The sequence below is a fragment of the Streptomyces sp. NPDC051219 genome (assembly GCF_040682335.1).
In the GTDB taxonomy this organism is placed as follows: Bacteria; Actinomycetota; Actinomycetes; order Streptomycetales; family Streptomycetaceae; genus Streptomyces.
This window is the reverse complement of sequence record NZ_JBFBAS010000015.1, coordinates 109,363-134,944: the sequence shown is the minus strand read 5'-3', so window position 1 is coordinate 134,944 and position 25,582 is coordinate 109,363. Positions and strand designations below refer to the sequence as shown.

Sequence of the window (25,582 nt, the reverse complement as noted above, 5' to 3'; positions counted from 1 at the left end):
CGCACCGGCGGGAGCCCCTTCCCGCCGTCTCAGGGGGTGTGCGCCGCGGTGTCCCACAGCTGGGCGGGACGGCCGCAGCGCAGTGCCTCCCAGGCCGCGCGCCGGTAGCATCCGGCGACCAGTCCGTCCCGTACCAGTCCCGACGCGCCGTGCAGGTGGACGGCGTCGCGCGTGACGTCGAGTGTGGTCTCCGCCGTGAGCGCGATCAGCCCGGCCGCCTCGCCCGGGGTGAGGCGGCCTTCGTCGAGGTCCCGCGCGGCGTCGCCCACGGCCCAGCGCACCGCGTCCAGCCTGGCCAGCAGTCCGGCCACCCGCAGCCGTGGCCCCTGGTGCTTGACCAGAGCCTGCCCGAACTGCTGGCGGCCCCGGATCCGCGACACCACCGCGGTCAGGGCGGCCGCCGTGATGCCGGCCAGCAACGAGGCCTGGTGGACCGCGGCCCGCAGTCCCGCCCGGGCGAGCGCCTGTTCCGCGGCGATCCCGCGCAGTACGACGGCCTCGGCCGGCACACGCGCCTCGTCGAAGACGGCGCCGGCCACCGCTCCCCCGCCGTGGTCGCGCAGCGGCCGCACCTGGAGCCCCGCGGTGGGCAGGGCGACCAGCGCGACACACGGCCCGTCCGGCCCGCTCGCCGGAACCAGCAGCGCGCCGGCGCCGACCCCGGCGGCGAACGGGCCGCCGGTACCGGTCAGCAGGATGTCGCCGGTGGCAGGGTCCGGTTTCCAGGTGAGGCCCGGCGGAACGACACCTCTCGGGTCCGGCAGCCGGCCCGGCACGGCGATCGGATGCTCGCCGGCCCGTACCCGGTCGAGCAGCTCGTCGACCGCCTCGGGCGCGGCGGGGCCGAGGCCGGACAGCAGGTCCAGGGCAAGGAGGGTGTCGGGCAGCGGTACGGGCTGCATGGCGTTGCCCGCCTCTTCGCACACCATGGCGAGCACGGCCTGGCCCAGGTCGAGCCCGTCCTTGTCGATGGGCAGTGCGAACTCCCAGGCGCCGACCTGCGTCAGCGCTTCCCAGGAACCGGCGGGCGTGTCCCCGTCGACCTCCAGGCCCTGGCGCACCGTGAGGCGCAACTGCCGGAAGAGGGAGTCCTCGTCCTCCCGCTCGCGCCACCGCTCGGCCGTCCTGCCGCCCGCTTCTCCCTGTGTTCCCGCCCTCTGCGTCCCAGCAGTGTGTGTCGAAGCACTGTGTGTTCCAGCACCATGTGTCACGGCCGAACCTCCGCCCCTGAGTCGAGACGCAGCCGGGCCAGCGTCTCCAGCATCATTTCGGCGGTGCCGCCGGATATCCGCATCCCGGGGGCTTCACGCATCGCCGAATCAAGTGGGTGTGCCACCCCGTCGACCTCTGGGTCGTCGAGGGTCATGCTCCGGTCGCCGTCGAGTTCGGCGGCCCACCAGGCGACCTCTGCGGCGAGTTCGGTCGTGTACCACTTGGCGGCGGCGGCCTCGTCCTCGTTGAGTTCACCCCGGTCCAGCCGGGTGAGGACGCGGCGGACCAGCGTGCCCGCGGCCAGGAGCCGGGCGTTGAGCTTGGCCAGGCCGATCTGGTCGTGCTGGCCGGCCTCCAGCCGGTCGGTGTGGACCTCGAGCCGCTCCACGGCGGCCCGGTACCAGCGCAGGGCCTTGACGTAGTAGTCGAGTCCGGTGCGTTCGAAGGCGAGGGTCTTGACCACAATGGCCCAGCCCTGGCCGAGTTCACCGACCACGTCGTCCGCGGTGACGGCCACCCCGTCCAGGGTGACTTCGTGGAAGGCGTCGTCGCCGATGCCGGGGATCGGCCGGATGGTGACGCCCTTCTGGGCGAGCGGCACCAGGAACAGACTGAACGCGTCGTTCTCGCCGCGTGCCAGGCACAGGCCGTAGTCCGCGAGCCGGGCGAACAGGGAGTGGACCTTGGTGCCGTACAGCTTGTAGCCGCCGTTGCCGTCGGAGACCGCGCGGGTGGAGAGGATGTTCAGGTCGGAGCCGGCCTGCGGCTCGCTGAAGAGCACACAGCCGAACGCCGTCCCGGCCGCGAAGCCCGGCAGATGCCTGGCCTTCATCTCGGCGCTCGCGACGTTGAGCAGGGTGGAGCCGACGATCTGCACGGTGAGGGTGTGCAGCAGGTCCGGTACGTCGTGCATGGCCAGTTCCTCGACCAACACGGCGGCCGCGACCTGGCTGATACCCCTCCCTCCGTACTCCTCGGGCCACTGGGGCGCGAGGAGACCGGCCTCGCCCAGCGCCCGGTGAATCGGCCTCGGGTCCCGGGTGCGCCGGGCTTCGGCAACCGGCGCGGAGACGAGGATGTCGTGGACCTCCTCGCGGAGGGCGCGCATGGGCGTACGGGGCACGCCGGCGCCGCTCCGGACGAGCCCGCAGTCCGCCGGTGCGCGGTAGAACTCGGTGGTGAGCACGGCTGCCCCCTCAGGTCCGGGTGATGGTCGGGGATGCGGGCGCGGCAACCGCCCGGTCCAGCACTTCTTCGATTCCGGTGAGCAGTCCGCGCACGTCCTCGGGCGCGGCCGCCCGGCGGTTGTACTCGGCGGTGCCGCCGATTTCGCCGTCGCGTTCGACCAGGCCGACACAGGCGAGCGTGGCGGCGGGGTCGGGGCTGTAGAGCTCCAGATGACGCGCGGGCGGGCCGGGCAGCTGGCTCACCTCGATTCCCGGCAGGTCGAAGGGGACGGCCGGGTAGTTGTGAAGGGCGAACAGGACGCTGTACGGCGGCGGGTCGCCCTCGCCGAACAGGGCGTCCAGCGGGAGCCGTTGGTGGCTGAGCGCCTCGGCGACCGCCGTGCGGGCGCGGTGCAGCAGCTCCCGGAAGGGCGGCTCTCCGGAGAGGTCGAGCCGGATCGGTACGACGGTGGTGAACTGCCCGACGGCCCCTTCCAGCGGACCGGCGAACCGGCCGGCGGCCGGAGTGCCGATCACCACGTCGGTACGCCCCTCCCGCCTCGCCAGTACCACGGCCAGCGCGGTGAGCAGCGTCATGAACGGGGTCGCCCCCTCGGCGGCGCCGAGCGCCAGCCCGGCTTCGACGGGCCTGCGGGCCAGCCGGACCGGAAGATGCCCCCGCTCGAAGCCCCCAGGGGCCCGCGGCGCCGGCGGGGAACCGGCGAACACCGCCCGGCGGCGGGCCAGGTCGGCGGCACCGTCCGGCCCTGCCAGCCAGCGGCGCTGCCAGTCCGCGTAGTCGGGGAACTGCAGATCGGGCGGGGCGAGGCTGTCCCCGCCGTCCCGGTAGGCGGCCGCGAGGTCGGTGAGGAACACCCCGGAGGACCAGCCGTCGAAGACCGCGAGGTGCGAGGTGAGGATCAGTACGTGTTCCTCGGGGGCGAGCCGAAGCAGCCGGAACCAGCTGGTGCGCCCGGACTCCAGGTCGAGGACCGTGCCGGCGCTCTCGGTGATCTGCCGCGCGACCCGGTCGGCCCGGCCCTGCGGTTCGTACGCGGAGAGGTCGGTCTGCGTCAGCCGCAGGCAGGGTTCGTCGTCCACGACCAGCCGGGCGCCCGCCGGTTCTCCGGTGCCGGCCACCAGCCGGGTGCGCAGCGCCTCGTGCTGGCGCAGTACGCCGGTGAGCGCGTCCCGCAGCCGTGCCGGGTCGAGACGGCCCGTCAGCCGTACCGCGTGCGAGCCGGTGCCCGTGCCCGGGTGGGCGTACTCGCGGCGCCACACCCGCGTCTGCAGGGCGGTGGCCGGCACCGGCCCGGCACCGGAGCGCGGGGCCGGGCGGGCGGGTACGGTCTGCCGGGCCGCGAGCAGCAACCGGGCCAGTTCGCGTTTCGACTCGGGCAGCGCGGCGAGCGCCCCCTCGAGCCGGGCCGTGCCGGACTGCGCGGCAACTGCCGCTGCCGGTGCGGACTCCGCCGGGGCGGTCATCACGGGCCGTCCGGCGTCTGTATGGAGCCGAGCAGTTCGGCGGCCTCCTCGTCGCTCATGTTCTCGATCTGCTCGAAGACCGCCAACAGCCGGTCCTGCTCGCCGGCGGCCTCCGCCTTCGCGCTGCGCACCAGTTCGGCGAGCCCGGAGACGGTCGGCCTGCTGAAGAAGTCGGCGAGGGCGATGTCGATGCCGAAAAGGGCGCGGACCCGTGACACCACGATGGTGGCCTGGAGGGAGCTGCCGCCCAGGGCGAAGAAGTCGCCCTCGACGTCCGGGCTGGACCATTCCAGCAGGGGTGTGAGGATGTCCCGGCAGATCTGCTCCTCGATCGCGTCGCGCGGGGCGGTGCCCCCTTCGGCGGCCTGGTCCACCGGCAGCGGCAGCGCCGCGACATCGACCTTGCCGTGCGGGGTGAGGGGCAGTTCGGGGAGGACGACGACCACCGGCACCATGTAGCCGGGGAGCCGGGCCGCGGCGTAGGAGCGCAGCCCCTCGGCGTCGGCGACCTCGGAGGCGTACGCACCGACCTGCTCGACCGTGACGTAGGCGGCGAGCATCCTGTCGCCGCCCGCGGCGGGCTGGGCGACGGCTACGGCCTGCTGCACGGAGGGGTGGCCGGTGAGGACGGCCTCGACCTCGCCCGGTTCTATGCGGTGGCCGCGCAGTTTCAGCTGGCGGTCCGTGCGGCCGAGGAAGTCCAGATTGCCTCCGGGCAGCCAGCGGACAAGGTCACCGGTGCGGTAGAGGCGTTCGGTCTCCGGGCCGTCGGCGTACGGGTTGCCGGTGAAGCGTTCGGCGGTGAGTTCTGGCCGGCCCAGATAGCCGCGCGCCACCCCCGGCCCGGCGACGCACAGCTCACCTGGTACGCCGGGCGGCACCGGACGCAGCCGCTCGTCGAGGACGAAAGCCTGGTGGCCGGGCATGGGGCGGCCGATGGGCGGGTTGCGGTCGTAGCTGCCGGTGCAGTCCATCAGGGTGACGGCGACGGTGGCCTCGGTCGGGCCGTAGCCGTTGACGAACCGCCGCTCCCCGGCCGTCCATTCGGCGACGAGCTTGCCGGGGAACGCCTCGCCGCCGACGGACACCAGTCGCAGGGCGGGGAGTTGGGCCTGGTCCAGCAGCGGGAGCAGGGCGGGCGGGAGTTCCGCGACCGTCACCGCGTCCTCGCGGAGCCGGGTCTGCAACAGCGCAGGGTCGCGGCGCTCGTCGTCGTTGGCGATGACGAGTTCACCGCCCGCCAGCAGTGTGGTGAAGACCTCGAAGACGGAGACGTCGAAGGTGAGCGGGGCGAACTGGAGCACACGGTCGCCCGCCCCGATTTCGTAAGACTTGGCGATGGTGCGGGAGAAGTGGGTCACCGACCGGTGCTCGATCATCACCCCCTTGGGGGTGCCGCTGCTGCCGGAGGTGTACAGGACGTAGGCCAGGTCGCCGGGGGTGGCGGTGGGGGCGAGGGACGGCACTTCGCGGACCGGCGCGGTCGAGCCGGCCTGCACCAGTTCCAGCGGTACGGGCAGCTCCGCCGCGTCGTCGACGAGGGCGTGCCGGACCTTGGCGTCGGCCAGCACCGTCTTCGTACGCTCGGCGGGCGCGGCCGGGTCGACCGGGACGTAGTGGGCCCCCGCCTTGAGTATGCCGAGGAGGCCGGCGACTGCCGCAGGGCCGCGCCCGAGGCAGACGGCCACCGGGTCGCCGTGCCTGACCCCGCGGTCGCGCAGCCGGTGGGCGATGGCCTCGGACCAGCGGTCGAGTGCGGCGTAGTCGAGCCGCGTGCTGCCGTGCCGGACGGCGACGGCGTCCGGGTGAATGGTGGCGCGCTCGCGGAAGGCGCGGTCCACGGTGGTGGTCCAGGCGGTCTCGTCGACGGGGCCGCCGCGGGACAGTTCGCGGGCGTGCCGGGACGCGGCGGGCTCCTCGACGAGGCTCAGTTCGCCGACCGGGAGGTCCGGGTTCTCGGCGACCTGTTCCAGGACACGCCGGAAGGCGGCGAGGAGGGCGGCGGCCGTGCCGTGCCGGTAGAGGGAGGTGTTGTACTCCAGGGACAGTTCGAGCCCGTCGTTCTCGCCGACGAGGAAGCTCATGTCGAACTTGGCGGCTCCGTCGTGCAGCTGGTCCATGGCGAACTCGACTCCGGCGGCCTCCGCACGGTGGGTGCCCCAGCGGCCGAGCGAGGTGAACTCGATCTGGAAGAGCGGGTGCCGCAGCGGGTCACGGACCGGGCGGACGGCTTCCACGACCTGCTCGAAGGGCAGCTCGCTGTTGGTGAAGGCGTCCATGACCGTGCCGGCGGTGAGCGCGACCAGTTCGCGGAAGGTGAGGCCGTCGGTGACCTCGGTGCGCAGGGTGATCATCTGGACGAAGCAGCCGATGACCCGTTCCAGGTCGGGGTGCGGGCGGGAAGCGCTGGCCGTGCCGACGACGACGTCCTCGGTGCGCGTCCAGTGCCGCAGCAGTGCGTTGAAGGCGGCCAGCAGGGTGGTGAAGACCGTGGTGCTGTTGCTCTCCGCGACCTCGTTCAGCCGGTCCAGCAGCTCCCGGTCCAGATTGACTTTGAGACCGCGGCCGTCGCCCCGGGTCTCGGGGGTGCGCGGGTGGTCCGGCATTACCTCGGTGGCCTGCGCGCCGGCCAGGATCTGCCGCCACTTGTCGGCGAGCGCGCGGCCGTGCTCCTCGCTCTCCAGCTTGGCGCGCTGCCAGGCGGCGAAGTCGGCGTACTCCACGGCGAGTTCAGGGCATTCGGGACGACGTCCCGCGGCGGCTGCCGCGTAGCAGGAGGTCAGCTCCTCGGTGAAGATCCGCGTGGAGCCCGGGTCCCAGACGACATGGTGCACCACCCACAGCAGGACGTGCCGGTCGGCGGCCAGGCGCACCAGATGGGCCCGTACCGGCGGGGCGGCGGCCAGGTCGAAGGGGGCGGAGGCGCAGGAGGCGGTGAGGGCGTTCAGCTCGCGGTCGGCGTCGTCGCTCCCGGAGAGATCGGTGCTCTGGATGCCGAGGACGAAGGAGGGGACGGGCTCCTGCCAGGGCACTCCGTCGACTTCGACGAGCTTGCTGTGCAGCACCTGGTGCCGGGAGACCACGGCGTTCAGCGCCTCGTGCAGCGCCGCCCGGTCGAGCGGCCCTCCCAGACGTATGGCCAGGGCTATGTTGTTGCGGGCCTTGCCCGCGCCCAGCCGGTCAACGAACCACATCTGCTCCTGCTGGAACGAGGAGCGGGAACGCTGGCCGTGGTCGGTGCGCTTGAGCTCGATGCGGCGGCCGACGCCGGCGGTCATCTGGTTGCGCATCCGGCCCAGCAGCCGGGAGCGCTGCCCCTGGGGCAGCCGGCCGAGCCGTTCGGCGAGATCAGACATGGGTTCCTCCGTTGCGGTGCAGGTCGGCCAGCAGTGCGGCGAGCCGGTCGGGCAGATGCTTGGCGAAGTAGTGCCGGCCACCGGGGATCACGGCAAGCCGCAGATCGGGGGCGTACCGGGCCCAGGCGCGGTACCCCTGCTCGTAGCCTTCGGTGGCGTCGTCGGCGTCGCCGATGACGCAGGTGAGCGGGGTGACCAGCGGCTGCTGGTAGCCGTCGGGGGTGCGGGCGAAGAAGCGGGCGGCCTCGGTCATGTCGTGCCGGACCATCCGGAGCACGGTGGTGAGGTCGCTGTCGTCGAGGACACCGTCGAAGCCGTCCATGGTGGTCAGATAGGCGACGAGGTCGTCGTCGCTGGAGACGCGTTCCATTTCGAGCGCGTACTCGGGGTCCTCCTCGGGAAGCGCCGCCGCGAGGTGGAGGGCGAGGGGCCGTTGCCCGCGCCGTTCGAGGGCGTGCGTGGTCTCCAGCGCCGTGACGACTCCGGCGCAGTGCCCGTAGACGGCGTACGGTCCGTTCACGGTCCGGGCGATCTCCTCGGCCGCCAGCTCCGCGAACTCGGCGACCGGCAGCATGGGACCGGGCCGCAGCGGGTCGTGGCCGGGCGGAGATACCGCCAGCAGCTCGATGTGCGCCGGCAGTTGGGCGGCCAGCGGCTGATAGGCGATGGCGTCGCCGCCGCCGTGCGGGAAGCACACCAGGGTGAGGGCGGTGGTGCCGGCGGGCCGCTCCGGGGTCAGCCGGTGCAGCAGCCGGTGCGGGGCCGTCCCGTCGGCGGAGTGTCCGGCGAGTTCGGCGGCACGGGCGGCGAGTCCGGCAGGGGTCGGATTGCTGAACAGGTCGACGACCCTCAGGTCGGCCGGCGCGCCGTCCCTGGCGAGGGCGGCGGAGACGGCCCGCACGGCCCGGACGGCCGCGAAGGAGTCCCCGCCGAGCGCGAAGAAGTCGTCGTCGGGACCGACGCCCGGGAGGTCCAGCACCTCGGCCCAGACGGCGGCGATGCGGTGGGCGGTGTCGTCGCCCGCAATCGCGGCGGCCTGCCGCGGTGCGTCCGCGGGCGCGTCGGCCCGCCGGGTGGGCAGGGCCTTGCGGTCCACCTTGCCGTTGGGGCTGAGCGGCAGCCGCTCCAGTACGAGGAGTTCGGCGGGCACGCAGTGCGGGGGCAGTACGGCGCCGAGCGCGGTGCGCAGCGCCGCGAGGTCGAGGGCTGCGCCGTCCTCCGGTACGACGTACCCGACGAGCCGTGCCGAGCCGGCCGACTGCCGGGCGACGACGACGGCTTCGCGCACCCCCGGCCGGTCGCGCAGTGCGCTCTCCACCTCCCCCGGCTCGATACGCAGCCCGTTGAGCTTGATGCGGAAGTCGGTGCGGCCGAGGAGTTCGATGGTCCCGTCCGGACCGTAACGGGCCAGGTCGCCGGTGCGGTAGAGCCGTTCCGTGCGGCCTGGCGCCAATTCGACGGGGACGAACTTCTCCGCGGTCAGCTCGGGCCTGCCGAGATAGCCGCGGGCCAGCCCGACACCGCCGAGGTGCAGCTCGCCGGGTACGCCGACCGGGACCAGCCGGTCCTGCGGGTCGAGGATGTAGGTGAGCTGGTTGGCCATCGGCCGTCCGTACGGCAGCTTGGTCCAGCCGGGAGCCACCCTGCCGACCTGGAACTCCACCGAGTGGATGGACGCCTCGGTCGCCCCGCCGAGCGCCACGAACGCCAGTTCCGGAGCGAAGGCGCGGATCCGGTCCGGCTGGGCGACCGGGATCCAGTCGCCGCCGAGGAAAGCGGTGCGCAGACGCGGCAGTTCGGGCCCTTGCGCGTATTCGAGCTGGTCGACGAGAAGGTCGAGCAGGGCGGGCGCGGAGTTCCACACCGTCACGCCGTGCCGCTGGATCAGGTCGGCCCAGTGCGCCGGATCCTTGGCGGCGGCCGGGTCGGGGAGCACCAGGGTGCCGCCCGCCGCCAGCATGCCCAGCGTCTCGTACACGCTCATGTCGAAGCTCGGCGAAGACAGGGCCAGCACCGCGTCGCCGGGCCGGATGCCGTACGAACGGTTCAGGTCGAGCAGGTTGTTGACCACGCCCCGGTGCTCCAGGGCAATTCCCTTGGGAGTGCCGGTGGAACCCGAGGTGAAGATGACGTACGCCAGGTCGCGTGAGGTGACCGGGACCGCGGGCCGGGTCGGGGGCAGCTCGGCGACGGCCGGCCGGTCGGTGTCCAGCAGCACCCGGGTGGTGGTGGAGGTGACGGGCAGCCTGCCGATCAGCTCCGAGTCGGAGACGACGATCGGCGGAGCGGCGTCGCGCAGCAGCAGGGCGAGGCGCTCGGCCGGGTAGTCCGGGTCAAGCGGGACGTACGCCCCGCCTGCCTTGAGCACCGCGAGGATCGCGGTGACCAGCCCAGGGCCGCGGCGCAGGCACAGGGCGACGGTGCGGTCGCGGCCGGCGCCCGCCTCGACGAGGCGGTGGGCGAGCCGGTTGGCGCGCTCCTCCAGCTCGCGGTAGGTGACGGCCCAGCCGCCCAGTCCGCCGCAGACGACGGCCGGTGCGTCGGGACGGCGGTCGGCGTGCTGTTCGAAGAGGTGGTGCAGGCAGGCGTCCTCGGGGAAGGGGGCGCGGGTGGCGTTCCAGTCGTCCAGGGCGGCGCGGCGTTCGGCGTCGGTGAGCAGCGGAAGGGCGGACAGCGGGGCGTCCGGGCGGGCGACGGCGCCTTCGAGGGTGGTGAGGAAGTGGCCGAGCAGCCGGTCGACGGTGGAGGCGTCGAAGAGATCCGTCGGGTACTCCACCAGGGCGCGGACGGCGGTGCCGGTGTCGTGCACGCTGATCATCAGGTCGTACTTGGTGGCCCGGGAGGAGAAGTCGATGGGCTCCGTGCCGAGTCCGGCAAGGCCCGGAGCGGTGTCGGGGGTCTCGTCCAGCAGGAACATGACCGAGGTGAGCGGCGGACGGCTCGGGTCACGCGGCAGCCCCAGCGTGTCGACGATCAGATCGAAGGGCAGTTCCTGGTGGGCGTATGCCTGCAGGGTGGTCCGGCGGGTGGCGCGGACCAGCTCGGCGAAGCCGGGGTCGCCGCCGGTCCGGATGCGCAGGGGCAGGGTGTTGACGAAGAAGCCGATGAGTTCGCTGAACGCCGGGTGGTCGCGGCCCGAGACGGACGTGCCGACGACGATGTCCTCCTGACCGGTCCAGCGGCGCAGGGTGGCGGCGAAGCCGGCCAGCATCGTCATGTAGAGGGTGGCGCCCTCCGACTTGCCGAACTCCCGCAGGCGGACGATGAGTTCCGGTGGAAGCTCGATGTAGCGAGACGCTCCGGCGTGGCCGAAGACGGGCGGCCGCGGCCGGTCGGTGGGCAGGTCCACCGGGCCGGTCCCGTCCAGTTCCTCACGCCAGAAGGAGGTGAGTTTCGCCAGCCGCTCGCCGCTGATGCGATCGCGCTGCCAGGCCGCGAAGTCGGCGTACTGGAGGGCCGGGCGGGGCAGTGGTTCGGCGGCTTCCCCGACCCGGGCGGCATAGGCGCGCTCCAGCTCGGTGTAGAGAAGCCGCATCGACCAGCCGTCGGTGACGATGTGGTGGAGGTTGAGGACCAGGACATGGTCCTGCGCCCCGAGCCGCCCGAGGGAGGCTCGCAGCGGTACCGCGCCCGCGAGATCGAAGGGGGCGGCGGCGTCCGCGTCGTAGAAGGGCCTGATGGCCGCCTCGTCGGGCAGGTCGGTGACGGGCAGCGGCAGCCGGAAGCCGTCCAGCACACGGGGCACCGCCTCGGCAGCGCCCTCCTGGTCGGTGTACACGGTGCGCAGCACCTCGTGCCGGTCCACGACCTCCTGGAGGGCCGCGTGCAGCGCGGGGACGTCAAGGGGACCGCGGATCCGGGTGGCGACCGGGACGTTGTAGGCGGGACTGCCGGGCTGGAGCTGGTCGATGAACCACAGCCGCCGCTGGGCGAAGGAGAGCACCGCCGGGTCGCCGGGGTCCCGTGTGGCCGGCTCGGGGTCCTCCCGCACGGCGGCACGCCCGCCGTTGCGGCCCGCGAGGGCCTGGAACAGTGCCCGGCGGGACTTCGGCAGTGCGGCTATGCGTTCGGCGAGGGACTCGCTCACCTTGAGCCTCCGTGCGTCTTCGGGAGAGGGATACGGCGAGGGGGTGTACGGGTCGGAGTGGGCGCCGGTCCGCCGGCACCCACTCCCCCACGCACCGGGACACGCCCTAGGCGATGACCTTGGCGTCGTCCGGGCGGTCGTCCGCGGCGGCGGCACCCTCCCCGGGTGCGTCGCCGCCCGGCATCTCCTTGATTCCGGCCACCGGACTCGCCAGCAGCGTCAGGCCACCGACGATGGTGACCGCTCCGGCCACCGCCAGGCCTGCAGTGAGACCGATCGCCTCGCCCAGCGCGCCGCCGGCGAAGTAGCCGAGGGACAGGGCGCCGTACACGGCGGAGAGTGCGCTGCCGCTGACGCGGCCCATCTGCTCGTTCGGGGTGACACCCTGCACCAGACTCAGTACGTGGATGTCGAACATCGGGGAGACGAAGCCGATGACCGCCTGGACGACGATCAGGCCGACGAACCCGGCGAGCGCGCCGCCCGTCGGTACCAGGATGTAGCCGGCGCCCAGCACCGCCGCGGTCAGGACCAGCGTGCGGCCGAGGGTGAGCACCTTGGCGACCTGCTCGGACAGCACCGCGCCGACGATCACGAAGACCGACATGACGGCGAAGGCCGCGCCGACCTGGCCGGGGCTCAGGTGCAGTGTCTTGTACGCGTACACGATCAGGAGCGCGTCGCCCATCGCGGCGCCGAGGTTGACCACGACGTTGGCGGTGAAGAGGCCGCGCAGGACCGGGGTCCCGAAGAGGGTCCGCAGGCCCTCCTTCAGCTCGGCCTTGGCCGAGGCCTTCTTCTCCTCCGTGCGCTCGCGGACGTCACGGTGCCGGATGACCAGCAGGGCGACCAGCGAGACCAGGAAGGTGAAGGCGTCCATCGTGATGGCGCGCGCGGCACCGAGCACCTGGATCAGCGCACCACCGGCACCGGCGCCTACCGCTTCGGCGACACTGCGGCTGATCTGGAGTTTGGTGTTGCCCTCGATGAGGTTCTCGGTGCCGATGAGCTGGGGCAGCCACGACTGGTAAGAGACCTCGAAGAAGGTGGTGAGGCAGCCGGTGACGCCGGCCACGACGTAGACGTGCGTCATGCTGACGGAATCGAGGGCGAACGCCAGCGGGATCGTGCCCAGCGCCAGGAAGCGGCCCAGGTCCGCCACGATCATGACCGTACGGCGCGAGACCCGGTCCGCCACCAGCCCGGCGATCGGGGCCAGCAGCAGGAAGGGGAGGAAGCGCAGCGCGCCGAGCACGCCGACCTCGAATGCTCCCCCGTCGAGAACCACGACCGCGAGTGTGGGCAGCGCGAGCAGAGAGATCTTGTCGCCGAAGTTGCTGACGGTCTGCCCGAACCAAAGGCGATTGAAATCGGAATGCCGACCGAGTGCCATGTCGACGCCCTTTTCTGATAGGGGACGGAATTGTCGGACGGCACTGAATCTATGAGGCGCGAGTTAGCGGCCGGTTATGAATGCGCGGGATTATAGGACGGTGGTGGACACCGTAGGAGAACCGCTGTAGAAGCGCGCGATGTCCGCCCTCTCGCGGTCGACCGCGGCGGACACCACGGGGTCGAGGGGCGCGCTGCCGGGGAACGGTTCGACCGTCACGTCCGTTCCGCGCCGGCCGCCCGACCACGTGCCGACGGCCCAGCCGTCGACCATCACGGTGGGCCTGATCTGCCCGCCGCCGGGCCATACGCGGCGTTCGTGCTCCGCGGGAACCGACAGTTCACGGCCGCGATAGCCCACCAGGTAGTTGTCATAGGCCGGCAGCAGCCGGACGTCGGGCTGCTCGCCGGCCGCGACGGCAGGGCGCGCGATGTCCCGCGCTGCGGCCCAGGCGCTTTTGCACGTCCTGGTTCTCAGCCCGGACCAGTGGGCGAAATCGTGCACGGTGGCGGGACCGTGTGCCGCCCGATAACGGCGCGCGAGTTCCGTTTCGGCTGCCGCCCCGGTGAAGGGAAGCGGGCCGGTCGCGGACAGCCAGTCGTCGAGCAGGACGAAGGTGGCTTCGCCGTCGCGCTGCGGTCCGTGACAGATCCGGCCGGTCAGGGCGGCGCGGCGGATCAGGTGGAAGGCGGACTGGCCCTTGGGCTCCACCCCGAGAGTGGTGAGCCGGTCGGTGACCTGGGCACGGGTCAGCGGCCCTTCCTTGCCGACGGCTTCGGTGATCAGCTGTTCCGCACGCTCGCACAGGGCTTCGTCCAGGGCGAGCTCGCGGAACCGCCGGGCGGCGAGCGCGAGGAAGACGGGGCCGAAGAGGGCGAGCAGCCAGCGCGCGTCGGCCGCCGGCACGAGCTGGAGGGTGCCGCGCATGAACCAGCCGCGCACGGCGGTCCGTTCGATGTCGGTGGCCCGGTGCACATCGTCGGCGGTCAGGCCGCGGGCGCGGACCCGGAGCCCGAGGGCCGACGCCGTGAGGTCTTGTGCCTGTACGGCGAGGACCCGGTCGAGGACGGAGGCGACCGTCACTTCCCGGACCCCGCCCCCGATCGCCTGTGCCTGCGCCCTGAGCAGCCGGTCCGTCGTTCGTTGTTCCACTTGTCCACTCTTTCACCGGTCCACGCCGCGCGGGGCGTGGCTCAAGGGTCGTCCAGCAGCCGGAGCCGCACACGTTCACGGGCCGCCACGCATCCGACGACCTCTCCACCGCCCCAGTCCGCCAGCTGCCAGTCCCGCCACCTGGGCGCATCGTCCCCGTACACCGGAAGGTCGAGGCGGCCCAGCTCGTCGAGCGACGCCACCCCGACCTTGACCAGGGATTCCTTGCGCACCCACTGCCGCAGGAAGGCAAGCCGGGGGTTGGGATGCCTGCGGAGCGCCGCCAACTCCCGTTCACTGCACGCTGATTCCGCCAGGCGCCAATCCAGCGGCACACCGTCACAGGCCTCCACGTCCACTCCCACTGGACCGTCCGCCGCGGCGGCGGCGACCCAGCCCCGGGTGTGCGCGAAGCTGACTCCGAGGGCGGGCGCCTCGACGAGCCGCGGCCTGCCGTGCGGCCGGTCGCATCTCCCGCAGCTCTGCACGACGGTGAGGCTCTGCGCCGGGCGGCCGAGGAGCCGCCCGGCGCAGAGCCTCACCAGGACGTGGGCAGCCAGGAAGTCGTCCCGGTCGGCCGCCGACCGGAGGGCGTCGGCCCGGTCCGTTTCGGCACGGGTCAGCAGCGCCCGTACGTCACCGGCAGCGGCCAGCACCTCCCCGGTCCGCGCGGCCAGCGCCATCCCGCCCATCGCCCCTGTCCCGCGCATCAGTGCCTGCGACGCAGCACCGCGTAGTAGCCGGGCAGCCGCAGTGCGTCGGAGTCCGACTGCGGGTCGATGGCGTGCAGTTCGATCGCCTCGTCGTCGACGACCTCCCAGTCCGACTCCGGGAAGGCTTCGGTCAGCTCGGGCCGGGTGAAGCGGTGCGAGTGCCGGACACCGGCCGCCTCGAGCGGGCCGACCAGGTCCTCCGCCCGGCCGCGCTTGCCGCCGACGAAGCCGAGGTAGCCGAAGGAGTTGCTGGAGTAGTCGGGCTCGTGCACGATCAGCACCCCGCCGGGGCCGAGCAGACGGCCGGCCACGGTGGCGAGCCGGGCCCGGGCCGCGCCGTCCAGCACGTGGAAGACACCGCGGACGAAGATGTTGTACGGTCCGTCGCCCAGCGCCACGGCCTGCTCGGCGTCGGTCATGTCGATTGCCAGGTACTCGACGTTGTCGAGGGCCGGCACTCCCTCCGCCTCCCGCCTGGCGTGCTCGATCGCACTGGCGGAGACATCGACACCGACAACTCCCGGATAGTGGGGGGCGAGTTCCCGGCTGTAGCGGCCGTTGCCGCAGCCCAGGTCGATGACCGGCAGGCCGGGGGTGAAGTGCCGCTCCGCCTGGCCGAGCAGCCAGTGGAACTCCTCGCCGCTGTCGGCGTCCCAGATCACGTCGCCGCCGCGGCCGGTCCGCTCGATGCCGGCCCAGTAGCGCTCCCACGCGTCGCCCGTGTCACGCTCCTCGGCGCTCTGCGCCGTCGTTGCGGACTCGTCGCCGGGCGGCGGCGAGAAGCGCTCCCAGATCTCCTCCTCGCCGAGCGCCTCGAGCAGCGCGAGGAACTCCTCGAACATGGAGTCGATGAGGCCGTCCGGGTAGACGGCCGGCAGGAAGTCCCAGTTGAAGGTGAGGCCGCCGGCCTTCTCGAACACCTGGAAGTCGAGGGACACCTGCGGAGTCTGAGAGATGCCGTAGACGGGTACGCCCAGCTCGGTCTCCTCGTACTGCGGCGGGTGTCCGGCGAGGCTCGTCATGACGACGGGCATGGCGGGCGCGAGGGAACCGCGCAGCTTGGTCAGTTCCCGCAGGACCTGTACGCCGCTGAAGTAGCGGTGCTCCAGATCGGCCCACAGCCGGCGCTGGATGGCCTGGGCCCGACCGGCGAAGGTGGTGTCCTGCTGTTCCACGGCGAGCAGCAGCGTGGTGGTGGTGTCCGCGAGCAGCGCGTTGACCTGCGGGTGCAGCGGCAACCGGTTGAACAGCGGGAAGTTGACGGTGAAGCGGGCCTGCCCGGACGCCCGGCCGAGGATTTCGGCGTAGGCGGCGGCCAGCACCCCGGAGGGGGTCACCTCGCGGGCATGCGCCCGCTCCTGGATACGCGTCCACAGGTCCGGGTCCACGACGTGGCTGCGCCGCTCGAACCGTACGGGCAGTGCGGGCGCGTCGGCCGGGCGCTCCGGCAGCTCGGGCGCGGGCGGCAGGGTGGCGAGCCGGTCGCGCCAGTACCACTCGGACCGGCGGTACAGCTCGCTGTCGCGCAGCGAGTTCCCGACGGCGAGCACGTAGTCGCGGAAGGTCAGCTCCAGCGGCGCCGGGTCGGCGTCCGGCTCGGTGTAGAACGTGACCAGGTCCGGGATGAGGACCTGGAAGTAGCTCCAGGCGTCGGCGACCAGGAAGTCCAGCGACAGATGGATCCGGGCCCGGCCGCCGCCGAGCAGGCTGATCCGTACGTCGAACAGCGGCCAGCTGTCGGCGTTCAGTACCTGGTGGGACAACCGCTCGCGCAGTTCCGCCAGTTCGCGCTCGCGCGCGACGTCGTCCAGGCTGCCGAAGTCGCTGACGGGGATCTCGTACTCCGGGATTTCCGCGTACACCTGCTGGGTGCCGTCGGAGAGAATGCGCGTCCGCAGGGCGTCGTGCCGCTCGACCAGCCGTCGCCAGGCGGCTTCGAACCGGGGTACGTCGAGCCGCTCGCTCTCCCACTCGAAGTAGCCGTGGCAGCCGACGTTGCCCAGCTCGACGAGTCCGCCGCGGCCGATCCACAGCGCCTGCTGGCTCTCGGTCAGAGGGAACGGCTCGAAGCGCCGTTCCGGGTCGGGGACGATGGCCGGAAGTCCGCCGAACTCGCCGCGGCCGGTGGCACGTTCGGTGGTGATGAGGGTGGCGAGCTCGGCGACGGTCGGGCAGGTGGACAGATCGGAGAGGCTGAGCTCGACTGTGTAGCGTCGGCGGATCTCGTCGATCAGCTGGAAGGCCAGCAGCGAATGTCCGCCCAGTTCGAAGAAGTTGTCGTGGATGCCGACGCCGCCGGTGCGGAACGCCACTGCCCACAGGCGGACGAGGCCGTCCTCGACCTCGTTGCGCGGTGCCTCGTAACCCGCGCTGACGCCCTCCCGGGTCTCCGGGGGCTCCGGCAGTCTGCGCCGGTCGACCTTGCCGTTGGGCAGCCGCGGCAGTTCGGGCAGGACGACGACCGTGCCGGGCACCATGTAGTACGGCAGGGTGCGGGCCACCTCCGCGCGCACCGCACCGGAGTCCGGCCGGGCGCCGGCTTCCGGCGACACATAGGCGATGAGCCGCTTGTCGTTGGGGCCGCGCTCCTGGGTGACGACGACTGCCTCGGCGATGCCGTCCAGCCGCGCGACGTGGGTCTCGACCTCACCCAGCTCGACCCGGAAGCCTCGGATCTTCACCTGCGAGTCGGAACGGCCGAGGAGTTCCACGGCGCCGTCCTCGCGGCGGCGGGCCAGGTCCCCGGTGTCGTAGAGCACCGGGTGGGGGTCGCCGTCGACCACGTTGGGACGGAATTTCGTCGCGGTCAGCTCGGGCCGGCCGTGGTATCCGGCGGCGACACCGGCGCCGGACACATGGAGGCGGCCGACCTCGCCCGCCGCCACTTCGCGGTCGTCGTCGTCCAGCAGATGGACCCGGAGGTTGGCGATGGGGACGCCGACCGGCACCTGCCGGGACGTGCGGATGTCCTCGGGCGTGGCCTGGCTGGTGAAGTCGATGCCGGCACCGAGGTCGAGGCAGGACAGCACGTTGGTGGTCTCGGTGGTGCCGTATGTCATCACCACCCGGAACGGGGTGTGTGTGAGCGGCCAGCTGTGCACCCGCTCGGCCGTGGTCACCAGGATCCGCAGCGCGGTGCTGTCCGGCCAGTCGAGTCCCCAGACGGGTTCCGCGAGCGCGGCAACCAGCATGGTGTGCGTGATGCGTTCCTTCACGAGCCAGTCGCGGATCTGCTCCGGCGTCTGGGCCTGTCCCGCCTCCGGGATGTGGATCGCGGCGCCGGTCGGCAGATAGGCCAGCCACTCCATGATCTGTACGGCGAAGCCGGGCGTGGACATCCACGAGGCCCGGTCACCGGGGCGGACACCGTACGCGCGTTCGGTCCAGTGCACCAGGTTGGTGAGGGCCCCGTGCCGCTCCAGGACGGCCTTGGGGGTGCCGGTGGAGCCGGAGGTGTAGATGAGGTGGCTGACGGTGTCGGGGCCGGTAGGGACGCCGGTGGGCGCGTCGGACTGGCCGCGGCCGGCCGTGGCGACCTCGGCCCGCACCACACCCTCGGGTATCCGCGCGCCGAGTTCGGCCGGAGTGAGGACCAGCAGCGGCCCGGCGTCACCGATCATCGCGGCGAGCCGGTCGTCGGGGTTGACCGGGTCGAGGGCGACGATCGCGGCGCCCGTCTTGAGTATCGCGACGGACCCGATCACGTAGTCGGCACCGCGCGGGTAGCACAACCCGATACGCTCGCCGGGGCCGGCGCCGTGGGCGATCAGCGCGTGCGCCAGGCGGTTGGTGGCGGCCTCGAGTTCCGCGTACGTCCAGGAGCGTTCGCCCTGCACCAGCGCGGGGGCCTGCGGGGTGCGGGCGGCCTGCTGTGCGAGCAGCTCCGGGTATCCGGTGGCGGGGAACGAGGTGTCCGTACGGTTGAAATCGACGAGTGCGGTGGTCACAGCGCGGCCCTTTCTGCTTCTGCGAAGGCTCGGCTGCGCAGCAGCCGCACCGGGAGACTCTTGATCCCCCAGGTGAAGTTGGATGAGTTGAAGACGGCCGGACCGGTGAGTTCGAAACCGTCCAGCACGGCGAGCATCTCGGTGAGCAGGGCACCGAGTTCGAAGCGGGCCAGCCGGGCGCCGAGGCAGAGATGGCGTCCGTGGCCGAAGGCGACATGCCGGTTGGGACGGCGGTCGACCCGGAAGCTGTGCGGATCGGTGAAGACGTCCTCGTCCCGGTTGGCGGAGACGTTCCACAGGGTCACCCGGTCGCCCGCGGCGACGGGGACCCCGGCGATCTCGGTGTCGCGGACCGCGGTGCGCAGCGCGTGCACACCGGGCGTGGTCCAGCGCAGGATCTCCTCGACCGCGGGGGCGATGCCGTCGGGTCCGAGGCGGCGCAGCAGCTCCCACTGGCCGGGGTGTTCGGCGAACATGTGCACCGCGCCGGCGGCGGAGTAGCGGGTGGTCTCGTTGGCGCCGGAGAGGACGCCGTTGCAGTTGAAGACTATCTCCTCGTCGCTGAGCGGGCGTTCGGTGCCGTCGCCCTCGTCGACGAGGGTGTCGTGGGCGATCTGGCTCACCAGGTCGTCGCCCGGGCGGGCCCGGCGCTCGCCGAGCAGTTCGATGAAGTAGAGGAAGATCTCCGAGTGCGCGTTGCTGCGCACCGTCTCGTCCGGGGAGTCGAAGGCATCGGTGGTCAGGGCCCCGATCCAGGCCCAGTCCGCGCGCGGAATGCCCATCATGGCGCAGACCACCCGGTTGGGGAGCTGCTTGGCGAGGTCGATGAAGTCCAGCTCGTCACGTTCGGCGGCCTCGGCCACCAGCTCCCCCACGACCATCTCGACCAGGGCCTCGAGCCGGGGCATCTGCTGCGGTCCGAACGCCTGGTAGAGCGCCCGCTTGAGGCGGGTGTGGTGGGGCGCGTCGGAGACGATCAGCATCCGCTGGGTGACGGCGGCGACGGCGGCCGGATCGCTGCCCAGCCGCATGCCCTGCCCGGAACTGAAGGTGTCACTGTCCGCGTAGACCGCGGTGATGTCACGGTGCTTGCTGAGCACCCAGAAGCCGTGACCGCCGGGTTCCGGGTGCCAGTGGACCGGCGAGTTGGCACGCAGCCAGGTGAAGGCGGACCAGAAGTCGTTGCGGCCGAACGGGGCCGGGTCGAGCAGATCGATCCGCATCTCAGGCTCCTCCGCCCGCCGCGAGGCGCAGACTCAACGGGCGGGTGTCGGTCCAGTGCGCGTCCACGTGGGCGGCGCACTCGTCCTCGGTGCCGGTGAACCCGGCCGGCGTCCAGCCGTCGGGCAGACCGCGCACGGCGGGGTACAGCGCGTACTGCTCCTCGTGGTTGACGAGGACCTGGTAGGTGGTGGGCACGGTGTCCTCCGGGCTCGGGCGGGGTGTTCGGGCCGGGCAGTTCGGGCGGTGCGCGGCAGCCGGGCTGTTCAGGCGGTGCGCGGCAGCCGGGTGTCGTCGCCCCGCAGCAGCCCGGCCAGATGCTCCAGTACGGGCTCGGGGCGGCGCAGTACGGCGTGGTGGCCACCCGTGGTGCGGTGCCGGTGGAAGCCGGCCGTGGTGACCGCGGCCCAGCCGTCCAGCTCCGCGGAGCTGACGGTCTCGTCGCCGTCGGAGCCCCAGGCGTGCACGGGGACGCCGAGGCGCGCGCCGGGGGTATGGGCGTAACTCAGCGACAGCCGGGCGTCCTTGCGGAGCATCTCGACCATCAGGGCGCGAGTGTCGTGGTCCAGGAATGCCGGATCGAGTCCGGCCGTGTCGAAGAGTTTGTCCAGTTCATCCTCGTCGTCGACGATGCCCCGGCCGGCTCCGTCCCAGTGGCCGGGCGCCCGGCAGGCGCTGACCACCAGGGCCCGCGGCGTCACGCGGCGGGCGAGTTCGTAGCCGAGCAGACCGCCGAAGCTGTGGCCGAAGACGACGAGCGGCCGGTCGGTGCCGACCATGCGGACCAGTTCGCCGGCGATGGCCTCGACGGCCTCGCCGAACGTGTCCGGCATGGGCTCGCGCCAGCGGTTCTCCCGGCCGGGCAGCTGTACACCGTACACCTGCGCGGTGCCCGCCAGTGGCGGCTGCCAGGCACGGAACTGCTGGCAGCCGGCGCCGGCCGGAGGGAGGCACAGCAGGGCGGGCAGGGCGGTGTCCTCGGGCCCGCCGGGCCAGGTGGAGATCCAGTTGCCCATGGCTTCAGGCCCCTTCGGCGGTGGGAACGGCGGAGTTGTCCCGGACCGTGGGTTCCTTGAACGCGCCCGCCTCCCCGGGCTGCCCCGCCTCCCCCGGCTCGGTAGCGAGCCGGTCGAGTTCGGCGGCGAGATCCGCCACCGTCGGGCGGGCCAGCAGCTTGCCCAGAGTCAGCCGGAGCCCGGTGAGGCGGCGCAGTTCCGCCACCGCGCGGGCCGCCGCCAGGGAGTGACCGCCGAGCTCGAAGAAGTCCGCCGGCGGGCCGGGCACTTCGCGCCCCAGCACCTCGGCCCATACGGCCATCACCACGCGCTCACGCGGGGTGGCGTCGCCCGAAGGCGCCGGCTCCCCCTCGGGAGCGGCCAGTTCGAGGGCCAGCGTCTCCCGGTCGGCCTTGCCGGTGGTCAGGGTGGGCACCCGGTCGAGTACCCGCACGGTGGTGGGCACCGCCGCCTCCGGGAGCAGCTTGCGGCAGCGGTCCGCGACCCGGGCGGCCAGCGCTCCCGGATCGGTTCCGGGTACTGCCACCACGGCCAGGCCCAGGGTCTGCCCGGAGGAGAGCGGGCAGCACGCCGCGGCCACCACCTCCGGCAGTTCGGCGGCGATCCTCTCCACCTCCCCGAGTTCGATGCGGTGGCCGCGGATCTTCACCTGGTCGTCGCGGCGTCCCCGGTACTCGAGTTCGCCGCTCGGCCGGCGCACCACCAGGTCGCCGGTGCGGTACATCCGGGAGCCGCCGCCCTGGAACGGATCGGGCACGAAGCGCGAGGCGGTCAGTCCGGGCCGTCCGCGGTAGCCCCGGGCGACGGCGGGACCGCCGAGGTACAGCTCTCCCTCCGATCCCCCGGCCACCGGCCGCAGTTCGTCGTCCAGCACATAGGCCCGGTAGCCGGGCAACGGTCGTCCGATGGCGCTCACGTCGTCACCTCGCTCACTGTCGGCCCAGGTCGCAGCGATCGTCACCTCCGTCGGCCCGTACACGTTGAGCAGCCGGCGGTCCCGCGCGAACCGCTCGGCGAGCGCGGCCGGGCAGGCCTCCCCGGCGACCACGACCACCTCGGCGGAATCGAGCCCGTCGCCGTGCGCGGCCAGCAGCGAGGGCGTGAGGGATACGGTGCGCAGCCCGGCGGGCAGCGCCTCCCGGCCCTCGGCGGCGGCCTGGCGCAGCCCGCCGAGGGACAGGTCCACCAGCGCCACGCCCTGGCCGTGCACGAGATAGAGCAGCGTGCACCAGAGCCAGCCGTCGAAGGCGGGTGAGACGGCATTGAGCCCGAGCCCGCCGGGGGTGAGACCGAGTCCGGCGAGCGCGTCGACGAACGTGTCGAGGCCGCGGTAGGTGACCTCGACTCCCTTGGGGCGGCCGGTGGTTCCGGAGGTGTAGATCAGATACGCGCAGGTGTCGGGGAGGGGGACGGTCACCGCGAGCGACCCGGCGGCGGACCGCCGGCAGTCGGCCGGGGCCAGGGTGCGGACGCCGGTGAGGTCGAGCCCCGCCGGTACGTCCGTGGCGAGCAGCACGGCGGCTCCCGCGTCCCGCAGCACGTGCCCGAGCCGCTCGACCGGATGCCCGGCGTCCAGGGGTACGGCCGTGGCGCCGAGGCTCCAGACGGCGAGGAGGGCCGGGACGCTCTCCCGGGACCGGCCCAGCAGCAGCCCGACGGCGGTCTCGGGTCCGGTGCCGGCGGCGGCGAGCGCCGCGGCGATCCTGGCTGTCCTGGCGGCGAGCGCCGCGTAGGTCAGGGTGCCGTCGGCGGCACTGACAGCGGTCTCGTTCGGCCGTTCGCGGGTCCACCTCTCCAGGACGGCGAACAGGGGCGGAAGCGTGCCCGGTCCGTCGGCCGGTTCGCCGGGGTCCGTCCCCGGCGCGAACCCGGCATGCTGGGCGGTCATCCGTCGTTCCTCTCCGGGTCCGAGGGGCCGGCGGGCGCCGTGGCCCGAAGTCGGGGGCCCACCACCTGCCCGCCCGGACCCTGCGGCAACTGCATCGACTTGGTCTCCAGGAACGCCTCCAGTCCCGCGGTTCCGCACTCGCGGCCGATGCCGGACTGCTTGAACCCGCCGAACGGAGCGGCCGGGTTGAACTGCCCGCCATTCACATCGACCAGACCCGTCCGGAACCGGCGCGCGATCCGCACGGCACGGTCGTCGGCACCCGACCAGACCGCACCGTGCAGCCCGTAGCGGGTGCCGTTGACGATCCGCACCGCCTCGTCCTCGTCGTCGTACGGCATGACGCACAGCACCGGCCCGAAGATCTCCTCCTGCCCGACCGTGGTCAGCGGGTCCACATCGGCGAAGATCGTCGGCCGGACGTAGTACCCGGTCACCAGCCCGGCCGGGCGCTCGGGACCGCCGTGCACCAGACGGGCCCCGCCCTCGGCGGCGCCCCGCCGGATGTATCCGGTCACCCGGTCGTGCGCGGCCGCGGACACCAGCGGGCCGAGATCGGTCGCCGGGTCGCGCGGGTCGCCGGTCACGTAGCCGTCCATCGCGTCGCCGGCGATCCGTACTGCCTCGTCCTGGCGGTCCCTCGGCACCAGCAGACGGCTCCACTGCAGACAGGTCTGGCCGGAGTTGAAGAGCATCTGGTCCACCGTTGCGCGCACCGCCGCGTCCAGATCCGCGTCGTCCAGGACCAGGCTGGCGTTCTTGCCCCCCAGCTCCAGATGGACGCGCTTGACGCCGTCCGCGCCGCGCGCGGACACCTCGCGGCCGGCCCGGGTGGAACCGGTGAGCGACACCACGTCAACCAGTGGATGGGTGACGAGCGCCGCCCCGACCGTACCGCCGGTGCCGACGACCATGTTGAAGACACCGGGCGGCAGATCGGCCTCGGCGATCACCTCGGTGAGCAGCCGGGCGTGCAGCGGGGTGATCTCGCTCGGCTTGTGCACCACGGTGCAGCCCGCGGCCAGCGCGGGAAGGATCTTCTGCACGGTGAGCAGCAGCGGGGTGTTCCACGGGGTGATGCAGGCGGCGACCCCGGCGGGTTCGCGGACCACAAGCGAGTGGCCCACACGCTCCTCGAAGGCGTAGAAGGCGGCGGTCTCGACGCAGTGGGCCGCCATGCCGATGGAGAGCCCCACATGGGTCTGGCGCGCCATCCGGGCAGGCGCTCCTACTTCGGCGGTGATCACTTCGGCGAACCGGCCGGCCCGCTGTTCCATGCCTTCGACGACCCGGCGGAGCAGGGCGGCCCGTTCGCGTACGGGTGTGCCGGCCCAGCCGGTGAACGCCGCGGCGGCGGCGCGCGCGGCCAGGTCGGCGTCGCGGGCCGTGCCGGCGGGCACCGTGGCCAGGGGTTGCTCGGTACTCGGGTCGGTCACCACAAGGCGGCCGTCGGCGTCGGAGGCGGTCCAGCGGCCGCCGATCCACTGGTCGTCGTAACGGGGCGGCAAGGGGGCCGCGTACGGCTCGGCCTCTGGTGCGCCGGAGTCCTGCGGCACGGTCAGCACGGTCACGGTGGGTTCCTCACTGAATCGCTGAATCGCTGAATCGCTGAATCGCCGGCTCGCTGAATCTCTGAGTTGCCGGCTCGCTGAATCGCGTGCGGGCGGGGCGACCGGCGCTGCGGCCGGCCGGATGCCTGGGGATGCCTCAACCGGCCATCCGGGCCAGGGCGGCGGCACGGGCGTCCGGCCTGGTGCGCCGTACCGGACGGAGCCGGCCGGTCGCACGGGCGTCGGCCCCCGCCGGGACGGCTGCGGTTGCCCGCACGGCCTCGGACCCGGCCGTACGAACGGCGGCGCCACGCGCGCCGGACCGGGCGGCCGGAACCATCGCGCGCAGCAGCAGCTCGGTCTCCGGGGCGGGTGCCACTGCCAAGTCGTCGCGCAGGCGCCGCGCGCACAACTCGTACCAGCTCCGTACGCCCGCGAGTTCGCCCCGTCTTCCGTGCGCCGTCATCAGCGCGCGGTAGGTCTCCTCGTGGTGGCGGTCGATCTCCAGCGTGCGCCGGCAGATCTCGATCAGCTCTGCGAAGTCCTCACGCGCCTCGGCGTCGGTGCGCAGGACGACCAGGGCGCGCAGCGCCAGGGACCGGAGGTATTCGCGCTGCTCGGCGACCCAGTCGGCGCTGTCGCCCCGGAGGAACTCGCCGCCGTACAGCGCGATGGCCGCCCGCAGCCGGGTGCGGGCGAGCGTGACGTCCTGTGCGGCCGAGGCCCGCAGGCCCGCGTGCACCAGTTCCTGGAACCGGTCCACGTCGGACCACAGGTCGGCCACATCCAGGACATAGCCGAAGTCCCGGTAGAGCAGCCGGATTCCGGACGCGCCGGGGCGGTCGGGGTGGGCGTCGAGGACCCGGCGCAGCGCGTGCGCCGCGACCTTCAGGGAGCTGCCTCCGGAGGATCCGTCCGAGCCGGGCCACAGGGCCTCGTACAGCCGGTCGCGGGTGAGCGTCTGGCCACGGTGGATCACCAGGTACTGGAAGAGCCCGCGGGCCTTCCCGGCCCGCCACCGCTCGACGGGGCTGCCGTTCACGATCAGCTCGAAATCCCCCAGGAAACGGATCCGAACCTTCTCCAAGCTCTCGGCTCCTCCCCCGTGCTCTCGGCTTCGCTCGAGCAGGGGGGACCCCCATGAGCAGGGGATGCCCCAACGCCGCGCTTCCTCGGTCACCGCGGTGGTCATCGCTTCCTCCCGGAGGTCCGTCGCACACCGATCTGCCTGTCTGCCTGTCTGGCTGTCCGCACGTACCGATCTGCCTGCGGCGAGTCTGTTCCCGGCCCCTACAAACGCCCTATACCGGCCACGACTTACGCGTGTAGCTCCGTGATAGAGCGGCCTCCCAAACTGATGCCTCGACCACCCCGACCGGCGCCGTTCTCCGAAATG

Annotated in this window: 14 protein-coding genes and 1 pseudogene; all 15 read right to left on the bottom strand. The window is 72.7% G+C overall.

Annotated features, from left to right (window positions below; translation table 11 throughout):
* Nucleotides 1-29 precede the first annotated feature (29 nt).
* The 15 genes and pseudogenes from AB0M62_RS19205 to AB0M62_RS19135 all read right to left on the bottom strand — a co-directional run bounded on the left by AB0M62_RS19205 (nucleotide 30) and on the right by AB0M62_RS19135 (nucleotide 25,273).
* The gene (locus tag AB0M62_RS19205; protein ID WP_366075413.1) at nucleotides 30-1,211 is read right to left on the bottom strand and encodes an acyl-CoA dehydrogenase family protein; all 1,182 of its coding nucleotides are present in this window, start codon (nucleotides 1,209-1,211) and stop codon (nucleotides 30-32) included.
* Nucleotides 1,208-2,398, bottom strand: coding sequence for an acyl-CoA dehydrogenase family protein (locus AB0M62_RS19200; RefSeq protein WP_366075412.1), 1,191 nt, complete (start codon nucleotides 2,396-2,398; stop codon nucleotides 1,208-1,210). The genes AB0M62_RS19205 and AB0M62_RS19200 overlap by 4 nt, the downstream gene beginning before the upstream one ends.
* Before the next feature lie 10 nt (nucleotides 2,399-2,408).
* A complete protein-coding gene (locus AB0M62_RS19195; protein ID WP_366075411.1) occupies nucleotides 2,409-3,863 on the bottom strand; it encodes a condensation domain-containing protein in 1,455 nt (484 codons plus the stop codon).
* A complete protein-coding gene (locus AB0M62_RS19190) occupies nucleotides 3,863-7,219 on the bottom strand; it encodes an amino acid adenylation domain-containing protein (RefSeq protein WP_366075410.1) in 3,357 nt (1,118 codons plus the stop codon). Before AB0M62_RS19190 ends, AB0M62_RS19195 begins: the two co-directional genes overlap by 1 nt.
* A complete protein-coding gene (locus AB0M62_RS19185) occupies nucleotides 7,212-11,306 on the bottom strand; it encodes an amino acid adenylation domain-containing protein (RefSeq protein WP_366075409.1) in 4,095 nt (1,364 codons plus the stop codon). The genes AB0M62_RS19190 and AB0M62_RS19185 overlap by 8 nt, the downstream gene beginning before the upstream one ends.
* Nucleotides 11,307-11,412: 106 nt before the next feature.
* On the bottom strand, nucleotides 11,413-12,699 hold the full coding sequence (locus AB0M62_RS19180) for an MFS transporter (protein ID WP_366075408.1): 1,287 nt from the start codon (nucleotides 12,697-12,699) through the stop codon (nucleotides 11,413-11,415).
* A gap of 90 nt (nucleotides 12,700-12,789) precedes the next feature.
* Nucleotides 12,790-13,851, bottom strand: a complete 1,062-nt coding sequence (locus AB0M62_RS19175; RefSeq protein WP_366075407.1) for a winged helix DNA-binding domain-containing protein — start codon at nucleotides 13,849-13,851, stop codon at nucleotides 12,790-12,792.
* A 41-nt stretch (nucleotides 13,852-13,892) separates the two neighbouring features.
* Nucleotides 13,893-14,561, bottom strand: a complete 669-nt coding sequence (locus AB0M62_RS19170; protein ID WP_366075406.1) for a 4'-phosphopantetheinyl transferase superfamily protein — start codon at nucleotides 14,559-14,561, stop codon at nucleotides 13,893-13,895.
* Nucleotides 14,561-18,511, bottom strand: coding sequence for an amino acid adenylation domain-containing protein (locus AB0M62_RS19165; protein ID WP_366075405.1), 3,951 nt, complete (start codon nucleotides 18,509-18,511; stop codon nucleotides 14,561-14,563). The genes AB0M62_RS19170 and AB0M62_RS19165 overlap by 1 nt, the downstream gene beginning before the upstream one ends.
* Nucleotides 18,508-19,734 carry a cytochrome P450 gene (locus tag AB0M62_RS19160; protein WP_366075404.1) on the bottom strand — a complete coding sequence of 409 codons (1,227 nt, stop codon included), beginning with the start codon at nucleotides 19,732-19,734 and terminating at the stop codon, nucleotides 18,508-18,510. The genes AB0M62_RS19165 and AB0M62_RS19160 overlap by 4 nt, the downstream gene beginning before the upstream one ends.
* A 1-nt stretch (nucleotide 19,735) precedes the next feature.
* Nucleotides 19,736-19,933: pseudogene (locus AB0M62_RS19155) on the bottom strand (MbtH family NRPS accessory protein); the annotation flags it as partial.
* A 65-nt stretch (nucleotides 19,934-19,998) separates the two neighbouring features.
* Nucleotides 19,999-20,748, bottom strand: a complete 750-nt coding sequence (locus AB0M62_RS19150) for an alpha/beta fold hydrolase (RefSeq protein WP_366075403.1) — start codon at nucleotides 20,746-20,748, stop codon at nucleotides 19,999-20,001.
* A gap of 4 nt (nucleotides 20,749-20,752) precedes the next feature.
* A complete protein-coding gene (locus AB0M62_RS19145) occupies nucleotides 20,753-22,636 on the bottom strand; it encodes a non-ribosomal peptide synthetase (protein WP_366075402.1) in 1,884 nt (627 codons plus the stop codon).
* A complete protein-coding gene (locus tag AB0M62_RS19140; protein WP_366075452.1) occupies nucleotides 22,633-24,144 on the bottom strand; it encodes an aldehyde dehydrogenase family protein in 1,512 nt (503 codons plus the stop codon). The genes AB0M62_RS19145 and AB0M62_RS19140 overlap by 4 nt, the downstream gene beginning before the upstream one ends.
* Nucleotides 24,145-24,343: 199 nt before the next feature.
* Nucleotides 24,344-25,273, bottom strand: a complete 930-nt coding sequence (locus tag AB0M62_RS19135) for a BTAD domain-containing putative transcriptional regulator (RefSeq protein WP_366075401.1) — start codon at nucleotides 25,271-25,273, stop codon at nucleotides 24,344-24,346.
* Nucleotides 25,274-25,582: the final 309 nt, after the last annotated feature.

Coding starts and splice junctions, on each gene's coding strand:
- AB0M62_RS19195 (WP_366075411.1), bottom strand. CDS start 3,863: ATGACCGCCCCGGCGGAGTCCGCACCGGCAGCGGCAGTTGCCGCGCAG.
- AB0M62_RS19190 (WP_366075410.1), bottom strand. CDS start 7,219: ATGTCTGATCTCGCCGAACGGCTCGGCCGGCTGCCCCAGGGGCAGCGC.
- AB0M62_RS19180 (WP_366075408.1), bottom strand. CDS start 12,699: ATGGCACTCGGTCGGCATTCCGATTTCAATCGCCTTTGGTTCGGGCAG.
- AB0M62_RS19170 (WP_366075406.1), bottom strand. CDS start 14,561: ATGCGCGGGACAGGGGCGATGGGCGGGATGGCGCTGGCCGCGCGGACC.
- AB0M62_RS19160 (WP_366075404.1), bottom strand. CDS start 19,734: ATGCGGATCGATCTGCTCGACCCGGCCCCGTTCGGCCGCAACGACTTC.
- AB0M62_RS19150 (WP_366075403.1), bottom strand. CDS start 20,748: ATGGGCAACTGGATCTCCACCTGGCCCGGCGGGCCCGAGGACACCGCC.
- AB0M62_RS19145 (WP_366075402.1), bottom strand. CDS start 22,636: ATGACCGCCCAGCATGCCGGGTTCGCGCCGGGGACGGACCCCGGCGAA.